Here is an 18,624-nt window from a genome sequence, read left to right as displayed (position 1 = left end):
TGGTAACTTTTGACTTTCGACTTTTGACTTTCAAACTTATACTTATAATTAGTACTTTTATGGGTTATAAATAAAACAGTTTCATTTTGAAAACAACATCTGCTATATACCAAAAGTTAGAAGGATTTATAAAGAAATATTATATGAATGAATTAATAAAAGGATCACTTCTTTTTATTGGTTTTGGATTATTGTACTTTCTGTTTACGCTTTTTATTGAATATTTTCTTTGGTTAAAACCATTAGGAAGAACATTATTATTTTGGATGTTTATAGGAGTAGAAGTTTTTCTATTGTTCCGATTTATTTTATTTCCGATTTTTAAGTTGTTCAAACTTCAAAAAGGAATCGATTATAATCAAGCTTCAACTATTATTGGAAATCATTTTACAGAAGTAAGTGATAAACTAACTAACTTTTTGCAATTGTCAGCGTCTGAGAATTCGATAGAAAGTTCAGAGTTGATGTTGGCTTCGATAGAGCAAAAAGCAAATTCATTGCAACCAATTCCTTTTGGAAATGCAATCAATTTTAAAACCAATAGAAAGTATTTGCCATTAGCAATCATTCCAATTTTGCTTTTTGCAGTATTTTATATTTCTGGAAATAGCAATGTAATTTCTCAAAGTTTAAATAGAGTAGTACATTTTAATGCTACATTTTTACCTCCGGCACCTTTTAAATTTGTAGTTCTAAATCAGAATTTGCAAACAGAACAGAACAAGGATTTTGTTATCAAAATGGAATCTGTTGGAAATGTTGTTCCGGAAAATGTGATGATTCATATTGGTAACGAAAGTTATTTTATGGAATCATCTCAACCTGGAAAGTTCGAATTCAAGATTGAAAAACCAGTTTCGAATGTGGAGTTTTCTTTCGAAGGTAATTCAGTTTCATCTGAAGAATACGAATTGAAAGTAATCACAGTTCCATCAATTGCGAACTTTGAAATGGTTCTGAATTTTCCATCTTATCTAAAAAAGAAATCAGAAACTATTCAGGGAACTGGAAATGCAATTGTACCAGAAGGAACTTTGGTGACTTGGAAAATGAATACGCAATCGACTCAGGAGATTGTTTGGAAGGATGAAAACTCAGTTTTGAAGTTCAATAAAGCCGAAAATGAGTTTAAATTGGCTAAAAATATCAGTCAAAATACAGAATATCAAATCCTTACTTCAAATAATAAGGTCAAAAACTATGAAAAACTGGATTATCAGCTGTCAGTTATCAAAGATCAGCATCCAACTATTACAGTTTCGCCTGCTCCGGATAGTTTGAAGTTGGATAAGAATTATGTTTTAGGAAGGTTAGGAGATGACTATGGTTTGTCAAAATTACAAGTTGTTTATTACGAACGCAACAAACCAAACACTGCAAAGCGTGGAACCATTCCGGTGAAGTCTGGAGTATTTGATCAGTTTGTTTTTAACTTTCCAAGTAATCTTGCTGTACAAGAAGGAGTATCTTATGAATACTATTTTGAGATTTTTGATAACGATGCACCTCATGGTTTTAAGAGTACAAAGTCTTCTGTTTTTTCTGATCGTGTTTCGACTACAGATGAGATTCATGATATGGAATTACAACAGCAAAATGATAACATTAATAGTTTAGAAAAATCTTTAAAGAATCAAACGAAGCAGTTTTCTGAAATGGATAAGATTCAGAAAGCAGGAAAAGAGAAAGATAATTTAGAGTTTAAAGATCAGCAAAAAGTTAATGATTTTATCAAACGTCAGAAACAACAAGACGAATTGATGAAACAGTTTGCGGAGAAAATGAACAAGAACTTAGATAAATTTCAATCTGAAAAGAAAGACAAAACTGCTGATGATTTGCAAAAGCGTTTGGATAATGCAGAGAAAGATTTAGAAAAGAATCAGAAGTTAATGGATGAATTGAAGAACTTAAATGATAAATTAAATAGCGAAGAGTTGTTTGATAAAATGGAAAAGTTCAAACAAATCAGTAAGAACCAATCTCGCAACTTAGAGCAATTGGTTGAACTAACGAAACGTTTTTATGTTTCTAAAAAGGCAGAACAAGTTGCAGACAAATTAAAGAAACTTGCAGACAAGCAAGAGGAACTTTCGGATAAAGAAAAAGAAAATACTCAGGATAAACAAGAGGATATTAATAAAGCTTTTGATAAAATTCAAGAAGACTTAAAGTACTTGAAAGAAGAAAATAAGACATTAAAATCTCCTTTAGACATTCCTAATGATTCTTCAAAAGAAAAAGATTTGAAGAATGATTTACAAAAAGCTTCTGAAGAATTGAGTAAAAAGAATTCATCTTCGGCTAAGCCAAAACAAAAAAGTGCAGCTAAGAAAATGAAAAGTATGGCTGAACAAATGGATGCTGGAATGGAAGGCGGAGAGCAAGAACAATTAGAAGAAGATGTTGCAATGCTTCGTCAGATTCTGGATAATCTTTTAGCTTTCTCTTTATCGCAGGAAGATGTAATGAAACAATTTAAATCTATGAAATTAGGTTCTTCAGCTTTCACGAAGAACATTAAAGTTCAGCAAAATCTGAAACAACAGTTTAGATATGTTGATGATAGTTTGTTTGCAATGTCACTTCGTAATCCTAAAATTGCCGAAGATGTAACTAAAGAAATTGGTAACGTACAATATAATGTAGACAAAGCAATTGAATCTTTAAGCGATGTTCAAGTTCCGAAAGGAGTTTCGCACCAACAATATGCAGTTTCTTCGGCGAATAAATTGGCAGATTTTTTAAGTGATTTATTAAATAACATGCAAATGTCAATGTCTAAACCGGGATCAGGAAAACCAAAACCAGGAGACGGACAAGGAATGCAATTGCCGGATATTATTCAAAAACAAAAAGGTCTTGCTGATAAAATGAAGGAAGGAATGAAATCTGGAAGCAAACCTGGCGAAGGTAAAAGTGGAGAAGGAAAGGAAAGCCAAGGAAAAGAAGGACAAGGAAAAGATGGTAAAGATAAAAATGGAGAAGGCAAAGATGGTCAAGGAAATAAAAATGGAGGAAAAGGAAATGATAATAAAGATGGTAATGATGGAGAAGGAGATGCAGAAGCTATCATGGAAATTTACAAAGAGCAAGTAAAACTTCGTGAAGCTTTGCAAAAAGAATTAGCTAAACAAGGATTAGATTCTCAGGGTAAATCTGTAATCGATCAAATGAAAGCTTCAGAAAAACAACTTTTGAATAAAGGTTTTAAGAATGAGAACTTGCAAAGGATACTTAATATTCAGCAAGAATTATTAAAATTAAACAATGCAGTTCAACAACAAGGTCAAGATACGAAGCGTCAATCTGAAACTAACAAGGCTGAATTTTCTAATAGAACGAATGCTTTGCCTAGTTCACTTTTGGATTATTTAAACAGTGTGGAGATTTTAAATAGACAATCACTACCTTTGCGCTCGAATTTTAATCAAAAAGTTCAAGAATATTTTAATACAAAATGATCAATTTTAATTACGAAACCGAATTTACTTTAGACAACGAACAAGCTTTTGCTGATTGGTTAAGTGCTGTAATCGTGTCTGAAAACAAAAACGAAGGTGAGATAAATTACATTTTTTGTGACGATGAATATCTTCATAAGATAAATGTAGAATATCTAAACCACGATACACTAACAGATATTATCAGTTTTGATTATACAGTTGGTAACGAATTAAACGGAGATATATTTGTTTCTGTTGAAAGAGTAGAAGATAATGCTAAGGATTTTAATGTTTCTTTTATCGAAGAATTGAAACGTGTTCTTGCTCACGGTATACTACATTATTGTGGATACAAAGATAAGAGCGATTCTGAAGCTGAACTTATGCGTTCAAAAGAGGATGAAAAAATTACAATGTTTCACGTGGAACAGTAATTAAACCACTTTTGAATAACAAAAAATTTATGTTCCACGTGAAACATGTTTATTTAGATTGGTAGATTTTCAAACGTTCCACGTGAAACATATTTGAAATTTTAAAATTAGAGTGTTCCACGTGGAACTTTCTAAGTGTAATTTTAGAAAAACTGATAGAGATTTAACTTTGATTTTTTAATATAAAGTGTTTCACGTGGAACATGAAATTTTTTGGTTTTGATTTTGTTTTTCTTGTTTGAAAATTTATTTTTTAAATCGTTCGATGTCGAACAAGATGCATTTGAAAGATTGATATTTTAGATTTTGAATATTCGAAATTGTAAAAATGATGTTTCACGTGGAACAGTTTTTTGAATTTTGAGAATAGAATATGTGATTTTGAAATCATCTGAGTTTCGATTTTATGTTGAGTTTTGAATTATCAAGTTGAGTTTTCTTTTGAAAGAATCATGAATGTTTCACGTGGAACAGGAGCTTCGTTTAGGAAATTTGATTGAAAGATTGAAAAATGTGTTTATTAAATCTGTTCCACGTGGAACAGATTTATATGGTTTAAGACGTAATTTGGGTTTTCTAGATTGTGTTCTTGAATTTGAATATTTGAATTTTGCGCGTTAGCGCCGTTCCACGTGGAACAAAAAAGGACTAAAAAGTAATTCTGAGAATCGCCTTAAACGGTTTGCAGAGAATAATAAAACAAAATGTTTTTAGAAGAATACGATGTTATTGTAGTTGGTGCAGGTCATGCTGGATCTGAAGCCGCGGCAGCGGCCGCAAATTTAGGATCAAAAACTTTATTGGTTACTATGAGTCTGCAGAACATTGCACAGATGTCTTGCAACCCAGCGATGGGAGGAATTGCAAAAGGACAAATTGTGCGTGAGATTGATGCGCTTGGTGGATATTCAGGAATTGTTTCCGATCGCACGGCAATTCAATTTAAGATGTTGAACAAATCAAAAGGACCTGCAATGTGGTCGCCAAGAGTTCAAAGTGATCGAATGCGTTTTGCCGAAGAATGGAGAATGATGTTGGAGGGAACTCCAAATTTGGATTTCTACCAAGAGATGGTGAAAGGTTTGATTATCGAGAACGGAAAGATAAAAGGAATCAGAACTTCGTTAGGAGTAGAGATTCGATCCAAATCTGTAGTGTTGACAAACGGAACTTTTTTGAATGGTTTGATTCATATTGGAGAAAAACAATTCGGAGGAGGAAGAGCAGGTGAAAGTGCCGCAACAGGAATCACAGAAGATTTGGTGAAAGCCGGTTTTGAATCAGGAAGAATGAAAACAGGAACACCGCCACGAGTTGATGGACGTTCTTTGGATTATTCGAAAATGAACGAAGAAAAAGGAGATGCAAAACCGGATAAGTTTTCTTATTCGGATTTAACCGTTCCGTTAACGCATCAAAGATCTTGTCACATGACATACACGTCGTTGGATGTTCATGATATTTTGAGAGAAGGTTTTGATCGTTCGCCAATGTTCAACGGAAGAATCAAAAGTTTAGGTCCAAGATATTGCCCTTCGATAGAAGATAAGATTAATCGTTTTGCTGATAAAGAACGTCACCAATTATTTGTTGAACCGGAAGGTTGGAATACTTGTGAAGTTTATGTGAATGGATTTTCAACTTCGCTTCCGGAGGATATTCAATTCAAAGCTTTGAGTTCTGTTGCAGGTTTTGAGAAAGTGAAATTCTTCCGTCCAGGTTATGCGATCGAATATGATTATTTCCCGCCAACACAATTGAAACATACTTTGGAAACAAAGTTAGTTGAAGGTTTATATTTTGCCGGACAAATTAACGGAACAACAGGATATGAAGAAGCAGCTTCGCAAGGTTTGATGGCTGGAATAAATGCGCATTTAAAAGTGCATGAAAAAGCGCCGTTGATTTTAAAACGTGATGAAGCTTATATTGGAGTTTTGATTGATGACTTGATTACGAAAGGAACGGAAGAACCATATCGTATGTTTACATCAAGAGCAGAATATAGAACATTGTTGCGTCAAGATAATGCCGACTTTAGATTAACGCCAATGTCTCATGAAATTGGTCTTGCTTCTGAAAAACGTTTACGCCGAATGGAGAAGAAATTAAATGAATCTGAAAAGATGGTTGCTTTCTTCAGAGAAACGAGTGTTTCAGTTGCGGAAACAAATCCAATTTTGGAAGCGAAAGAAACAGCTCCGATTACGCAAGGTGATAAAATGTTTAAAGTTTTCTCACGTCCGCAGATTGATTTGGAAGATATGATGAAATTTGAAAAAGTTGCAGCATATGTAGAAGAGAATGATTTGGATCAGGAGATTTTAGAACAAGCAGAAATTCAGGTTAAATATTCGGGTTATATCGAAAAGGAAAGAAACAACGCTGATAAACTTACTCGTTTAGAAGAAGTGAAAATTCCAGAGAATTTCGATTACAACAAAATCAAATCAATGTCAATTGAAGCGAAACAAAAATTAAGCAAGATTCGTCCTGTAACAATTTCTCAAGCTTCAAGAATAAGCGGAGTGTCACCAAGTGATATTTCCGTATTGTTGATTTATATGGGAAGATAGTAAGGTTGATTTTGTTTCAGGTTTCAAGTTTCATGTTGTTGAGATTTGAAACCTGAAACTATTATAACTTGAAACAAATTTTAAAATGTTCCACGTGAAACTATTTATGATTTTTTTTGATTTTAGATTGTTTAATCGAATGTGAGATCATGTAATTTAATTTTATTTGTTCCACGTGAAACGAATTTAATATTTTGAATTTTGTAGAGATGCACAGCAGTGCATCTAACGTGCAGCATATATTTTACAAATAAAAATTATTGGAACAAAGACGCACAGCTGTGCGCCTCTAGAATAAAAAATGTAAATAATTTGAAGAAGGATTAAATTGTTCCACGTGAAACTGTTTATCTGAAATTTCGCCAATATGAAGATTATTGAAAAAGATGTTTTAACGTTGGAACAAAAAGATTCCTTAATGCAACTTTGGAATAACGAATATCCAGAGCGATTACATTTGAATACTATTGAAGATTTTGATTTGTATTTGAATGGACTTCCCAACACAAAACATTATTTGTTGGTTGATGATTCGGATAAAATAATTGGTTGGACTTTTACTTTTTTGAGAGAAGATGAAAATTGGTTTGCAATAATTTTAGATCATCAAATTCAAGGAAAAGGAAACGGATCACTTTTGATGAATGAAATAAAAAGTAAAAATAATTGTTTGAATGGTTGGGTTGTCGATCATGAAAATGAAGTAAAACAAAATGGTGATTTTTATAAATCGCCAATGCCATTTTATATTAAAAACGGTTTTACAATTATTGCAGAGACAAGAATTGAAAATGAAAAAATGTCGGCTGTAAAAATAAATTGGAAACGATAGAAGAAAAAAAATATTAAAAACAATAAACCCTAAAAGTGAAATTTTCACTTTTAGGGTTTGCTATGAAATTAAACCAAAATACCTATAATTAAAAAATGGACGTTTTAAACAAAAAACATTTTCTTACTGTAAAAGACCATTCTGTGTCTAAAGAAATTTTCGAATTGTATCATGACGAAACTTTAGATATGTTGATTACATCTCCGCAACCTGAATTACAAAATTTGGGAAGATATTACGAAAGCGAAGATTATATTTCTCACACAGACAACAAACGTTCGTTATTTGAAAAAGCATATCACTTTGTGAAAAATATTGCTTTAAAAAATAAACTGAATTTAATAAATGCTGAACAATCTCAAAAAGGAAAAATTTTGGACATTGGTGCCGGAACCGGAGATTTTTTATTGACAGCAAAAAATGATGGTTGGAAAACTGTTGGAGTAGAACCAAGCGAACGAGCAAAAAATATTGCGAAGCAAAAAGGAATTTCTTTTGTGGAAGAAATTAGCGAACTCGAAAATAATTCGTTTGACGTAATTACGATGTGGCACGTTTTAGAACACGTTCCAAATTTGGAATTTCAAATTCAGGAATTGAAGCGTTTATTAAAACCAACTGGAACATTAATTGTTGCGGTTCCAAATTTTAAATCTTACGACGCAAAATATTATAATGAATTTTGGGCAGCTTATGATGTGCCAATTCACTTTTGGCATTTCTCTAAAAAAGCGATCCAATCACTTTTTGAAAAAGTCGATATGAAATTGGAAAAAGTGCTTCCGATGAAATTTGATTCTTTTTACGTGAGCTTATTATCGGAAAAATACAAAACTGGAAAAATGAATTATGTGAGTGCATTTTTTGTTGGTTTAAAATCAAATTTAAAAGCGAGCAGTACAAAAGAGTATTCATCGCACATTTATGTCTTAAAAAACAGCTAAAACGCAAAATAAGCGCGTTTCTGGCACTTTTTCCGTTCAAGTGAGGGGAAATATCCTCTTTTTTGAGAAAACGTCTCTAATTAAAGCTATAAAAGCCACTTTCGATAGTGGTTTTTTATGCTTTAAGAAGCTTCCATAAATAAAAACAATACCATAAAAAACGGGTGTTTTTTGAAATTTTTCGACTGAAATTTTCTGATTTGAAATTTTGAAATCATGAAGATGAAAATTGTCAGGAATTTTGAATTTATCGAAAATTGTAATTTATATTTTTAGAAAAGCAGAATTTTAAAAAATATTGAAAATCGAATTTCGGTTTTAAAAAATTTCAGAACAATAAATGATTTTTGAGTTTTTTTCGATTTTAAAAATTTCAAAAACATCAAATTGGAAAAAAAAGTATTCAACATTCAGTTTATGCTTTAAAAAACGACTAAAACGCAAAATAAGCCTGTTTCTGGCGATTTTTTAGACTAAGTGAGGAGAAATTATGTCTTTTTTGAGAAAGTGTTTCTAATAAATGCTATGAAAGCCACTTTTAATAGCGTTGAATTATTGACATTTTTCTTTCGATAAATAAAAACAATATGATAAAATTCTAGCATTTTTTAAACTTTATGTTGATGCTATTTATTTTTTTATATTTTTGTCTTCAATACATTAAAAAAATAGAAATTCAAAAAATGAAAAAAGCATTAGTAATTATCGCACTTTCAATTTTCGCCGTTTCATGTAATAAAACTGCAGAAGTTAAGGAAGTAAAAACAGCTTACGTAGATACTTCGGTTTTAATGAAAGAGTACACTGAAGCAAAAGACCTTGAAGCAAAATACAAAGCACAAGCTGAAGAAAAGGGAAGACAACTACAGGCTGAGATTACACGTTTTAAACAAGACGCTGCTAATTTTCAAAGTCAAGCACAGGCAAACGGTCAGGCTTGGGCTCAACAAAAAGGTGCTGAGTTGCAAAAAAGAGAACAACAATTGGGTTATGCTCAACAAGCTTTGTCTCAACAATTGCAACAAGAAAGTGGTGTTGAAATGGATTCTCTAGTAAGCGGAGTTAAAAAATTCATTAAAGATTACGGTAAGAAAAACGGTTATTCTTATATCTACGGAACTGGTGATGCAGCATCTATTTTATACGCTGAAGAGAAATATGATATTACAAAAGATATCATTAAAGCTTTGAACGAGAAATATAAAGCAGAACCTAAAGCTGAAGAAAAACCAGCTGCTAAAGCGGGTGAAGAAGCTAAAAAATAATACCAAACAAACTAACTAAATTAAAAACCTAAATCTCTACAGATTTAGGTTTTTTCTTTTATAAAAATGCGATACTTTTAGTTTTCAATACACGCCCAATGCAAAACGTTTCAGAAGCAGCAGCTTATACCTTACAGTTCATCAATCAAACGCAAAAATCTATCTTCCTGACTGGTAAAGCAGGAACAGGAAAAACTACGCTTTTGCGCGAAATAATTGCCACAACGCACAAAAATACTGTAGTTGTTGCTCCAACCGGAATTGCAGCTTTAAATGCCGGTGGAGTGACGATTCATTCGATGTTTCAATTGCCATTTTCGGCGTTTATTCCGTCTTATGAAGAAGCTTCGCAGTTTACAGAAACTGTAAAATTCGAGAATAAAGAGACACTTCGCCGACATTTCAAAATGAATAATGTTAAGCGTAATGTCATCAAAAACATGGAGTTGCTGATTATTGATGAAGTCAGTATGTTGCGCGCTGATTTACTGGACGCGATAGATTTTATGATGCAGACCGTCCGTAAAAACACGAAAGCTTTTGGTGGCGTTCAGGTGCTTTTTATTGGTGATTTATTGCAGCTTCCGCCTGTAATCAGAGACGAAGAATGGCGAACTTTACGCAATTATTACAAAGGAAAATTCTTTTTTCATTCGCATGTAATTCAGCAGAATCCGCCATTATACATTGAACTTTCGAAGATTTATCGTCAGTCAGATGATACGTTTATTTCAGTATTGAACAATCTTCGAAACAATCAGATTACGCCTCAGGATATTCAGGTTTTGAACGAATATGTTAAGCCTGATTTTGACTTAAAAAATAATCCGGGATATATTACACTTACCACGCATAATGCTAAAGCTGATTCGATTAACGAATTGGCAATTGGCGATTTAGCTGGAAATGAATTTGCTTATCAACCGTTTATTGTGGGAGATTTTCCGGAAAAAATATTTCCCGTAGAGGAAAATTTAAAACTGAAGATCGGCGCACAAGTTATGTTTGTTAAGAATGATTTATCTTTTGAAAAACGCTATTTCAACGGAAAAATGGGAGTTGTAAAATCGCTTTCGCCCGAAGAAATTTTTATTCATTTTCCGGAAGAAAACAAAACAATTGAAGTCGAAAAATACGAGTGGAAAAACATTCGATACAAAGTAAACGATCTCACAAAAGAAGTCGAAGAAGAGGTTTTGGGCACATTTGCACATTATCCGTTAAAACTGGCTTGGGCAATAACCGTTCATAAAAGTCAGGGATTAACTTTTGAGAAAGCTGCGCTCGATGTATCGCAAGTTTTTTTACCCGGACAAGCATATGTAGCATTATCGCGTTTAACGTCCTTAAATGGGCTTATTTTGCTTTCTCCGCTACAAATGAATGGTATTTCGAATGATCAGGATGTGATGGATTATGCTTTAAACAAAGCAACGGAAGATGTTTTGAAACATTCATTGCATTTTGAAACTAAGAATTTTATTCACAACTATTTGATTAACAGTTTTAATTGGGCCGATTTATCTCAGGAATGGCGCAATCACCGTTTTAGCTATAACGAAAATGCAGTTGCATCCGAAAAATCAAAACATTCCGTTTGGGCACATAAACGTTTAGAAACTATTGACGCGTTGATTGATCCTTCGCAGAAATTCGTTCATCAGCTTAATAAAATTTTCAATAAAGAAACTGTCGATTTGTTTTTCGTACAGGAAAGGGTAGTGGCAGCGTATGATTATTTCTTTAAACCGATGGACAAACTGGTAACGGATCTTTTGCAGAAAATGGCCGAAATTCAGAAATTCAAAAAGGTTAAAGAGTTTTACGAAGAATTGGCTTTTCTGGACGATTTGCAAACGAAAGCAGTTTTGCGCTTAATGAAGGCCAAATTACTAATAGAAATTGTTGTTGCAGGTGAAACCATCTGTAAAGAGAAATTGTCGTCTACAGCTATTAAAAACTACAAATTAGATAAGATTGCCAAGATCCGCGAGGAATTCAATATGGCGAACACTGATATTTTTAAATCAGAAGAGCCTGTTGTGCGTTATACGGCAAGAAAATTGGATAAAACCATACCAAAGGCTGAAAAGAAAACAACCGTTGAAGAAACCCATGATTTGTGGCTTGCAAAAAATTCCATTGAAGATATTGCGCGAATGAGAAAACTGAATGTTCAAACAATAGAATCGCATTTGGTTAAACTAATTCAAGCTAAGAAAGTCGATATCTCAGATGTTTTACCTTACGATAAAATTTTGGCATTGCGTGAAGCTTTTGAATTTTATCAGGAAGAATCCCTTAGTCCGTTGAAAGAAAAATATGGAGATGAATTTACCTGGGATGAACTTAAAATGTTCAAAGCAAGTATAAATTGATTTTGAACCCGAAGAAATCTGGATTAAATTTTAGATTTCCATCTAACATTATGTAAAATAGAATTAATTCTTTTTATTGAAATTAAAAATGTTCCACGTAAAACATATAATCCTGATTTTGAAACGATCAGGATTTTTTTGTTTTAAAATTTATTTAATTTGGCGAAGAGAAAAAGCAATGAATTTGTTTGTAGTAAACTAAATTGTTTATCGAAAGGGTTAATTAAGTAATTTTATAATTAATGTTAATCAAGAGTTGAAAGTCTGTAATTTGTGCCGTTTGGCACTAAATATCGGTAGCTATTTTGTTGCGTACCTACGGCACGCTAAACTTGTTTCAATTTGTGCTCTTTACCGATATTTTGTACCTAAAGGCACATTTCAATTTTTAAATGGCAAAATTTTATAAGTATCAGAATAATAATAAATTAAATAATATATGAAAATTAGAGCGATACACTTCGTTATTTTTATTTTTTGCTGTCAATTGACTTTTGGCCAGGATTTAAAACCGGAGTATCAAAAATTTGTAAAGAGTTTTATTGCTAGTGTTAAAAGCAATAACAAAGAGGGAGTTGCGGCGTTTATTTCTTTTCCGCTAAGACGAGATTATCCAATTCCGACGGTCAAGAACAAAGCTGATTTTTTAAACAGATATGATGAGATTTTTGATGCGAATTTAAAAAATGAAATCATCAAATCTAATCCTGCAAAAGATTGGTCAGAAGTTGGTTGGAGAGGTATTATGTTTGGAAGCGGTGATATCTGGATTGACACTGACGGAAAGATAATTGCAATTAATTATAAGTCGAAAGCAGAGATAGATCTTAAAGGCAAACTGATTGCTGAAGAAAAACTAACGTTACATCCGTCTATTGCCTATTTTCAAGTTCCGGTTTATATTTTGGAAACCTCTAAATTCAGAATAAGAATTGATGATATAGGAAAAGAAAATTACAGATATGCTTCATGGTCTATTAACAAATCGATGAGTGATAAACCTGATTTAGTGATCACTAAAGGATTATGGATCTTTGACGGAAGCGGTGGAAATAGTCATTTTGATTTCAAAAAAGATTCTTATTTGTATCAATGTTCGATCATTGTTTTGGGCACATCTGAATCTCCTCCAGCGAGTTTGACGATTTCCAAGAACGGTAAAGAAATACTTTCTCAAGACGCAAAAATAATCACCAAATAATAAAAAACCTGTTCCATGTGGAACAGGTTTTTTTATTGAATCGAATGCAATATTTTAATTAAAATTTTAGTTTATGTAGCTGTATAAGAGGAATTAAAAATGTAAAAATCAAATATAAATTAAGTACTTTTATAGGAAGTTGTGAGAAACAGATTAATAATCGATTAAAAATATTTTAAGATGAAAACAAGAAATTTATTTTTAGCATTATTGATTTTTTGCAGTAGTTTGATTGATGCGCAGGATGTAAAAGCAGATTATCAAAAGTTGGTTAAAAGCTTTATTGACAACGTAAAAAGTGATAATAAAGAAGCAATCGGAGACAGGATTGTATATCCTTTGGAACGAGAATATCCAATACCGGATATTACCGATAAAGCAGATTTTGTAAAGCGTTATGAGGAACTATTTGATTCGACTTTAAAAAATGAAATAACAACTTCTAATCCTGAAAAAGACTGGTCTGATATGGGTTTACGCGGGATAATGTTAAACCACGGAAGCATTTGGATGGATGTTGACGGACGATTAACGGCAGTAAATTATCAGTCAAAATTTGAAATAGATCTCAAAAACAAGTTAATAGCTTCGCAAAAGAAGGATCTTGATTCAAGTATTAACTTTTTTTGGAAACCCATTTGCATTTTAGAAACGGCTAAATTTAAAATCAGAATCGATAATTTGGGGAACAATAATTATCGTTATGTTTCTTGGTCCATTGATAAAAAAATGACTGAAAAGCCTGATTTAATTATCTATAGAGGCGAACTTGTAGTTGAAGGAATAGGAGGGAATCACCAATATGAATTTATAAAAGATAAGTACAAATATGAATGTGCATTCATCGTTTTGGGCGAAAAAAACTCGCCTCCGGCGAAACTCACAATTTATCAAGGCAAAAAGGTGATTCTCAGTCAGAATGCGAAAATAATTGCTAAATAAAAAAAATCCTATTTGCCGTGGCGAATAGGATTTTTTAGTTTAAAGTGATGCTTTGACTTTATTTAAATCTTTTTGCTGATCAATTTGTTTCAGCTTAAGTTTTTGAATTTCAAGTTCTTTTTGTTTCACTTTGATAGCTTGCTTTTGAGATTCCTCCGCAGAAAGTGAATTTGTGTTGATTTTAGTGGAAATCTTTTGATTATCAGATTCTAACTTCGAAATCTTCTGTTTTGTTTTGTCTAGATTTTTTTCAGATTTTTTCAGATCTTTTTGATGATTTTCGACTGTTTTTTGCTCTTTCTTCAATCTGGTTTGTTCATCATTCAGTTTTTTGTGAATTTCGTCAGATGATCTTTTGCTCTCTTGGTCAGCCTTTTTGGCTAAAGCATCCTGAGCTTTTTGAGTTGTTACAATATCCTGCGCATAGAATTGTTGTGCAGAAATGATAAGAAAGAATGCAAAAAATGTTTTTAATTTATGCTTCATGATTTTATTTATGTTCTTGTTAATGAAGAACAAAAATAGTAGCTGAAGAAAACTTGAAGCGCCGAATAAAGTCTTTTTAAAGATAAAATAAGCCAAAAAAAAATCCTGTTGGTTAGAACAGGATTTTTAAGTTTTTATAGTGATTCAACCAGAATCCAGGCATCTGGATTTTCACCTTTTTGAATTTCTTTTTGTGCTTTTTCAGCTTCTGCCATTGTAGCATAACTTCCGTATAAAACAGGGAATAATCCGTGTTTGTTTTCGCCAAGCATTCTCGCTTTATAACCGTCTTTTATCAACTGGTTATATGCTTTTCTTGCGTTTTGCTCGCTTCTGTAAGCTCCGGCCATAATGTGATATGGCATTACTTTTTCGTCAACAGTTTCAACTTTTGTTGAGTCTACTGAAAGCGTAACTGCAGGAAGTGGATTTTGTATAAAAAATGTAGCTTCTTGTATCTTGTTTTGTACTTTTTTCTGAACTGCACTTTCCACGATTAACGTTTTGGTAGCAATTTGATTTTGGTACAATGGATATCCAATACTACCAGTAACTCCAAGACCTAATACAAGAATTGCAGCATATTTTAAAAACGGATTTGTTGATCTGCCTTCTTCTTCATTTTCATACAATGATACCGTTTCTCTTTCTGAAAGTTTCTCGATTTTTTTCTCGAACATTTCTTTCTTAACCAACGGCGAAACAAATGGACTTAATCCAAAAGAACTCGTTAGATAATTAGTCTGATCATTTGGTGTGAAAATTATATTTTTTTCGGAATTATAGCGAATTTCGCCAACTCCTTTCAGGTAAATAGTACCGTTTTCTTCTAATGTTTTTTTCCAGCTTACAACCTCAAAAGCAATTGCACTTACAGCAAAACCATAAGATGTTTTTTCTGCATTTGCGACATGATTTGCCAGCAGTCCATCGTTATTTTTTAGATGGCTGTTAAAAGAGATCATTTTTTTGGGTGGAAAAAACGAATTTGTGCTTTCATTAAGCTGAGCCGACTGAATTTCGGTTAAAAAAGCGCCGAACCCGGGAACCGTTACACACTGATAACGATACAATAACTGTCCTATGTAAGTTTCGATTTTCATATTAGCAAAGTTAGGTAATGAATATAGTTATCAAAATTTTATTCACAATTTTTATTAACAATTCTGAATTTTTTATAGATAATTAATATTCAGTATTTTAAGGTTTAGGTTATTAGTTTTTAAAAATAGACTATAATGTAAATTACTGTTTTTATTAAGAAATTACTTTATTTTAACCATATTTGCAGTATTAATTTATTAGAATTTCACATTCTATTTTACATAATATTTTAGCAGATGTCAGATCAGGAATTGTTTTATTTATTAGCCTTGTTAAAAGTGGATGGAGTTGGAGATATTATGGCCAAAAAACTGATGTCTCATTGCGGAAATGCAGAAGCTGTTTTTAAAGCTAAAAGAAATCAATTATCTGCTATTGATGGAGTTGGAGGAGTTTTATTAAATAATTTGAATGACAAAATTGTTTTCGAAAAAGCCAATCAGGAACTTGAATTTATAAAATCAAAAGCGATAAATGTTTCGTTTTTTCAGGACGAAAATTATCCGGATCGGTTGAAACATTGCATTGATTCGCCGGTTTTGATATTTTCCACGGGAAACATTAATTTGAAAAATAGAAAATTAATTAGTATAGTCGGAACTCGTCAGATTACTTCTTACGGAATGGAATTCTGCAAAAAACTTATTGAAGATCTGGTTCCGATTGATCCTGTGATTGTTAGCGGATTTGCCTACGGAGTTGATATTACAGCGCATCAGTTGGCTGTCGAAAACAACTTGCAGACGATTGGAGTTTTAGCACATGGCTTAAACCAAATTTATCCTAAAATGCATAAAAAATACGTTGCAAAAATGGAGGAAAATGGTGGATTCATAACTGAATTTTGGAGTTCTTCAAATCCGGATAAAGAGAATTTCGTGCGTAGAAATCGTATTGTTGCCGGAATGACTGAAGCTACAATTGTTATTGAATCTGCTGACAAAGGTGGTTCGTTAATTACAGCAAATATAGCCAATGATTATAACCGTGACGTTTTTGCCGTTCCCGGAAGAGTAACGGATAAATACAGTCAAGGCTGTAATAACTTAATTAAGACACAAAAAGCAAACGTACTAACATCAGCTGCCGATTTGGTTTATATTTTAAACTGGGACGTCGAAAACAAGTCAAAACCGGTGCAAAAGCAATTGTTTGTAGAATTAGAACCTGATGAGCAAAAAGTATATGATTTTCTCTTAAAAAACGGAAAAGAAATATTGGATTTTATAGCACTTCAATGTGATTTTCCGATTTATAAAATATCAGGAATGCTTTTGAATATGGAACTCAAAGGTGTTATTAGACCTTTACCAGGGAAATTGTTTGAAGCGATTTAATAAAAAATCATGCAGTTTTTATTTCTGAGATTTGAAAATATTTATCAAAAACAGGATAATCGAAAGTGCACCAAAAAGTACCGAAACGGTAAAATTTTCGAAAGTAACGGAATAAAATGCTATTATAATTATCTCAAAATGAGCGAGGGAAATGTAATAATTTGTCTTTCGCTTAAGAAGGAATAATATCAAATAACCAAAAATGAAAAGAATCTGAGAGATCGCTAAAAATGCATTTAGCAAGGCTTCATTCGAAAAGGTATAAGCAGAACCAACAGTTTTGTTTATGGCAAAAGACCTCTCATCTCCAAATAGATTAGCTAATAAAAAGCCTAATAAAAAAAGCGTTATTAGCAAAAGAAATAGGTATTTTGTAAATATTTTTCTCAATGATTTAGATTGATTTTAGTAGAGTTTTTCCGAAAATCGAAGAATTTATGAGGCGATTTAAATAAAAAAAGTTGCCACGAATTACATCAATCAAAACTAATTAATTAGCGAAAATTTGTGTAATTCGTGGCAAAATATATTATTTACCAAATCCAAGTATTTCTCGAACTTTAGCTAAAACGCCATCAGCGATAACTGAAGCTTTTCCAGCACCTTTTTTCAAAAGTGCATCAACTTCTTCAAGATTGTTGATATAGTAATTGTATTTTTCTCTTTCGGTTTTGAATTTTTCGGTAATCAATTCAAACAAAGCTTGTTTGGCGTGACCGTAACCGTAATTTCCACCAAGATAATTCGCTCTCATTTCAGCAATTTGCGCTTCATTTCCTAAAAGAGCATAGATCGCAAAAGCGTTGCAAGTATCCGGATTTTTAGGATCTTCAAGCGGAGTACTATCCGTTTCAATACTCATGACTTGTTTGCGTAAAACTTTATCATCTTCGAAAATGTTGATAATGTTATTCGCAGATTTACTCATTTTTCCGCCATTTGTTCCCGGAATTAACGTGCTGTCTTTTTGAATTTTAGCTTCTGGAATTACAAATGTTTCTCCCATTTGATGATTGAAACGAGAAGCGACATCACGAGTAATTTCTAAATGTTGTAATTGGTCTTTTCCAACCGGAACAAATTCTGCATCGTAAAGCAAAATATCAGCCGCCATTAACATCGGATACGTAAAAAGTCCTGCGTTAACGTCGTCTAAACGATCTGCTTTGTCTTTGAAAGAATGCGCCAAAGTCAATCTTTGAAATGGAAAAAAGCAACTTAAATACCAAGTCAATTCAGTTGTTTGAGTTACATCAGATTGTCTGTAGAATGTAACTTTATTAGGATTTAGACCACAAGCAAGCCAAGCCGCTGCAGTGCTGTATGTATTTTCTCTTAATGTTTTACCATCTTTTATTTGCGTAATTGAGTGTAAATCAGCAATAAACAAAAAAGATTCGTTTGCAGGATTATTCGATAATTCAATTGCAGGAATAATTGCGCCTAATAAATTTCCCAAATGTGGCGTTCCAGTACTCTGAACACCAGTTAGTATTTTTGCCATTTTAGTTTTTTATTCTTTAAACGCAAAGGTCGTAATGTTTTTTTATAACCACAAAGTTTATTTTTTATCTTGAATGGGGATGTTTTTTACCGCAAAGCGCGCAAAGTTTTTTCGCAAAGTTTGGATGTCTTTTTACCACAAAGTTTACAAAGGTTTTCGCAAAGTTTTGAAAGAT

At 32.4% G+C, this 18,624-nt stretch carries 13 protein-coding genes; 10 read left to right on the top strand and 3 right to left on the bottom strand.

Annotated features, from left to right (window positions below; all coding sequences use genetic code 11):
• Positions 1–143: 143 nt before the first annotated feature.
• The 9 genes from WN975_RS19285 to WN975_RS19245 all read left to right on the top strand — a co-directional run bounded on the left by WN975_RS19285 (position 144) and on the right by WN975_RS19245 (position 14,018).
• Positions 144–3,464: a hypothetical protein gene (locus WN975_RS19285; protein ID WP_337967910.1), complete on the top strand. Its 3,321-nt coding sequence runs from the start codon at positions 144–146 to the stop codon at positions 3,462–3,464.
• Entirely contained in the window at positions 3,461–3,880 is a 420-nt protein-coding gene (gene ybeY / locus WN975_RS19280; RefSeq protein ID WP_055094482.1) for an rRNA maturation RNase YbeY, read from the top strand. The genes WN975_RS19285 and ybeY overlap by 4 nt, the downstream gene beginning before the upstream one ends.
• A 704-nt stretch (positions 3,881–4,584) precedes the next feature.
• A complete protein-coding gene (gene mnmG / locus WN975_RS19275) occupies positions 4,585–6,456 on the top strand; it encodes a tRNA uridine-5-carboxymethylaminomethyl(34) synthesis enzyme MnmG (RefSeq protein WP_337967909.1) in 1,872 nt (623 codons plus the stop codon).
• A 367-nt stretch (positions 6,457–6,823) separates the two neighbouring features.
• Positions 6,824–7,288 (top strand): GNAT family N-acetyltransferase, encoded by a 465-nt coding sequence (locus WN975_RS19270; protein WP_337967908.1) that lies wholly within the window; start codon positions 6,824–6,826, stop codon positions 7,286–7,288.
• 95 nt (positions 7,289–7,383) lie between these two features.
• The gene (locus tag WN975_RS19265) at positions 7,384–8,232 is read left to right on the top strand and encodes a class I SAM-dependent methyltransferase (RefSeq protein ID WP_337967907.1); all 849 of its coding nucleotides are present in this window, start codon (positions 7,384–7,386) and stop codon (positions 8,230–8,232) included.
• 683 nt (positions 8,233–8,915) lie between these two features.
• Entirely contained in the window at positions 8,916–9,497 is a 582-nt protein-coding gene (locus WN975_RS19260; protein ID WP_337967906.1) for an OmpH family outer membrane protein, read from the top strand.
• Positions 9,498–9,595: 98 nt separating this feature from the next.
• Positions 9,596–11,875 carry a helix-turn-helix domain-containing protein gene (locus WN975_RS19255; RefSeq protein ID WP_337967905.1) on the top strand — a complete coding sequence of 760 codons (2,280 nt, stop codon included), beginning with the start codon at positions 9,596–9,598 and terminating at the stop codon, positions 11,873–11,875.
• A 439-nt stretch (positions 11,876–12,314) separates the two neighbouring features.
• Positions 12,315–13,076, top strand: coding sequence for a hypothetical protein (locus tag WN975_RS19250; RefSeq protein ID WP_337967904.1), 762 nt, complete (start codon positions 12,315–12,317; stop codon positions 13,074–13,076).
• A gap of 180 nt (positions 13,077–13,256) precedes the next feature.
• Positions 13,257–14,018, top strand: a complete 762-nt coding sequence (locus tag WN975_RS19245; protein ID WP_337967903.1) for a hypothetical protein — start codon at positions 13,257–13,259, stop codon at positions 14,016–14,018.
• Positions 14,019–14,057: 39 nt separating this feature from the next.
• On the opposite strand, the gene WN975_RS19240 is transcribed toward WN975_RS19245, so the two are convergent.
• Together WN975_RS19240 and WN975_RS19235 are read right to left on the bottom strand one after the other, a co-directional pair.
• Positions 14,058–14,504, bottom strand: coding sequence for a hypothetical protein (locus WN975_RS19240; protein WP_337967902.1), 447 nt, complete (start codon positions 14,502–14,504; stop codon positions 14,058–14,060).
• Between the two features lie 134 nt (positions 14,505–14,638).
• Complete coding sequence (locus WN975_RS19235) at positions 14,639–15,607, bottom strand: SPOR domain-containing protein (protein WP_337967901.1); 969 nt, start codon at positions 15,605–15,607, stop codon at positions 14,639–14,641.
• Positions 15,608–15,844: 237 nt separating this feature from the next.
• Between WN975_RS19235 and dprA the strand changes: the two genes are divergently transcribed.
• A complete protein-coding gene (gene dprA / locus WN975_RS19230; protein WP_337967900.1) occupies positions 15,845–16,945 on the top strand; it encodes a DNA-processing protein DprA in 1,101 nt (366 codons plus the stop codon).
• A gap of 529 nt (positions 16,946–17,474) precedes the next feature.
• Here dprA and trpS read toward each other — a convergent pair.
• Entirely contained in the window at positions 17,475–18,449 is a 975-nt protein-coding gene (trpS, locus tag WN975_RS19225; RefSeq protein WP_337967899.1) for a tryptophan--tRNA ligase, read from the bottom strand.
• Positions 18,450–18,624: the final 175 nt, after the last annotated feature.

The sequence above is a fragment of the uncultured Flavobacterium sp. genome (assembly GCF_951805225.1).
GTDB lineage: Bacteria > Bacteroidota > Bacteroidia > Flavobacteriales > Flavobacteriaceae > Flavobacterium.
Note: the sequence above shows the minus strand (reverse complement) of the source record. Positions and strands in the feature narration are given on the sequence as shown.

Coding starts and splice junctions, on each gene's coding strand:
- WN975_RS19260 (WP_337967906.1), top strand. CDS start 8,916: ATGAAAAAAGCATTAGTAATTATCGCACTTTCAATTTTCGCCGTTTCA.
- WN975_RS19250 (WP_337967904.1), top strand. CDS start 12,315: ATGAAAATTAGAGCGATACACTTCGTTATTTTTATTTTTTGCTGTCAA.
- WN975_RS19255 (WP_337967905.1), top strand. CDS start 9,596: ATGCAAAACGTTTCAGAAGCAGCAGCTTATACCTTACAGTTCATCAAT.
- ybeY (WP_055094482.1), top strand. CDS start 3,461: ATGATCAATTTTAATTACGAAACCGAATTTACTTTAGACAACGAACAA.
- WN975_RS19265 (WP_337967907.1), top strand. CDS start 7,384: ATGGACGTTTTAAACAAAAAACATTTTCTTACTGTAAAAGACCATTCT.
- dprA (WP_337967900.1), top strand. CDS start 15,845: ATGTCAGATCAGGAATTGTTTTATTTATTAGCCTTGTTAAAAGTGGAT.
- WN975_RS19240 (WP_337967902.1), bottom strand. CDS start 14,504: ATGAAGCATAAATTAAAAACATTTTTTGCATTCTTTCTTATCATTTCT.
- WN975_RS19285 (WP_337967910.1), top strand. CDS start 144: ATGAATGAATTAATAAAAGGATCACTTCTTTTTATTGGTTTTGGATTA.
- mnmG (WP_337967909.1), top strand. CDS start 4,585: ATGTTTTTAGAAGAATACGATGTTATTGTAGTTGGTGCAGGTCATGCT.
- WN975_RS19245 (WP_337967903.1), top strand. CDS start 13,257: ATGAAAACAAGAAATTTATTTTTAGCATTATTGATTTTTTGCAGTAGT.
- WN975_RS19235 (WP_337967901.1), bottom strand. CDS start 15,607: ATGAAAATCGAAACTTACATAGGACAGTTATTGTATCGTTATCAGTGT.
- trpS (WP_337967899.1), bottom strand. CDS start 18,449: ATGGCAAAAATACTAACTGGTGTTCAGAGTACTGGAACGCCACATTTG.
- WN975_RS19270 (WP_337967908.1), top strand. CDS start 6,824: ATGAAGATTATTGAAAAAGATGTTTTAACGTTGGAACAAAAAGATTCC.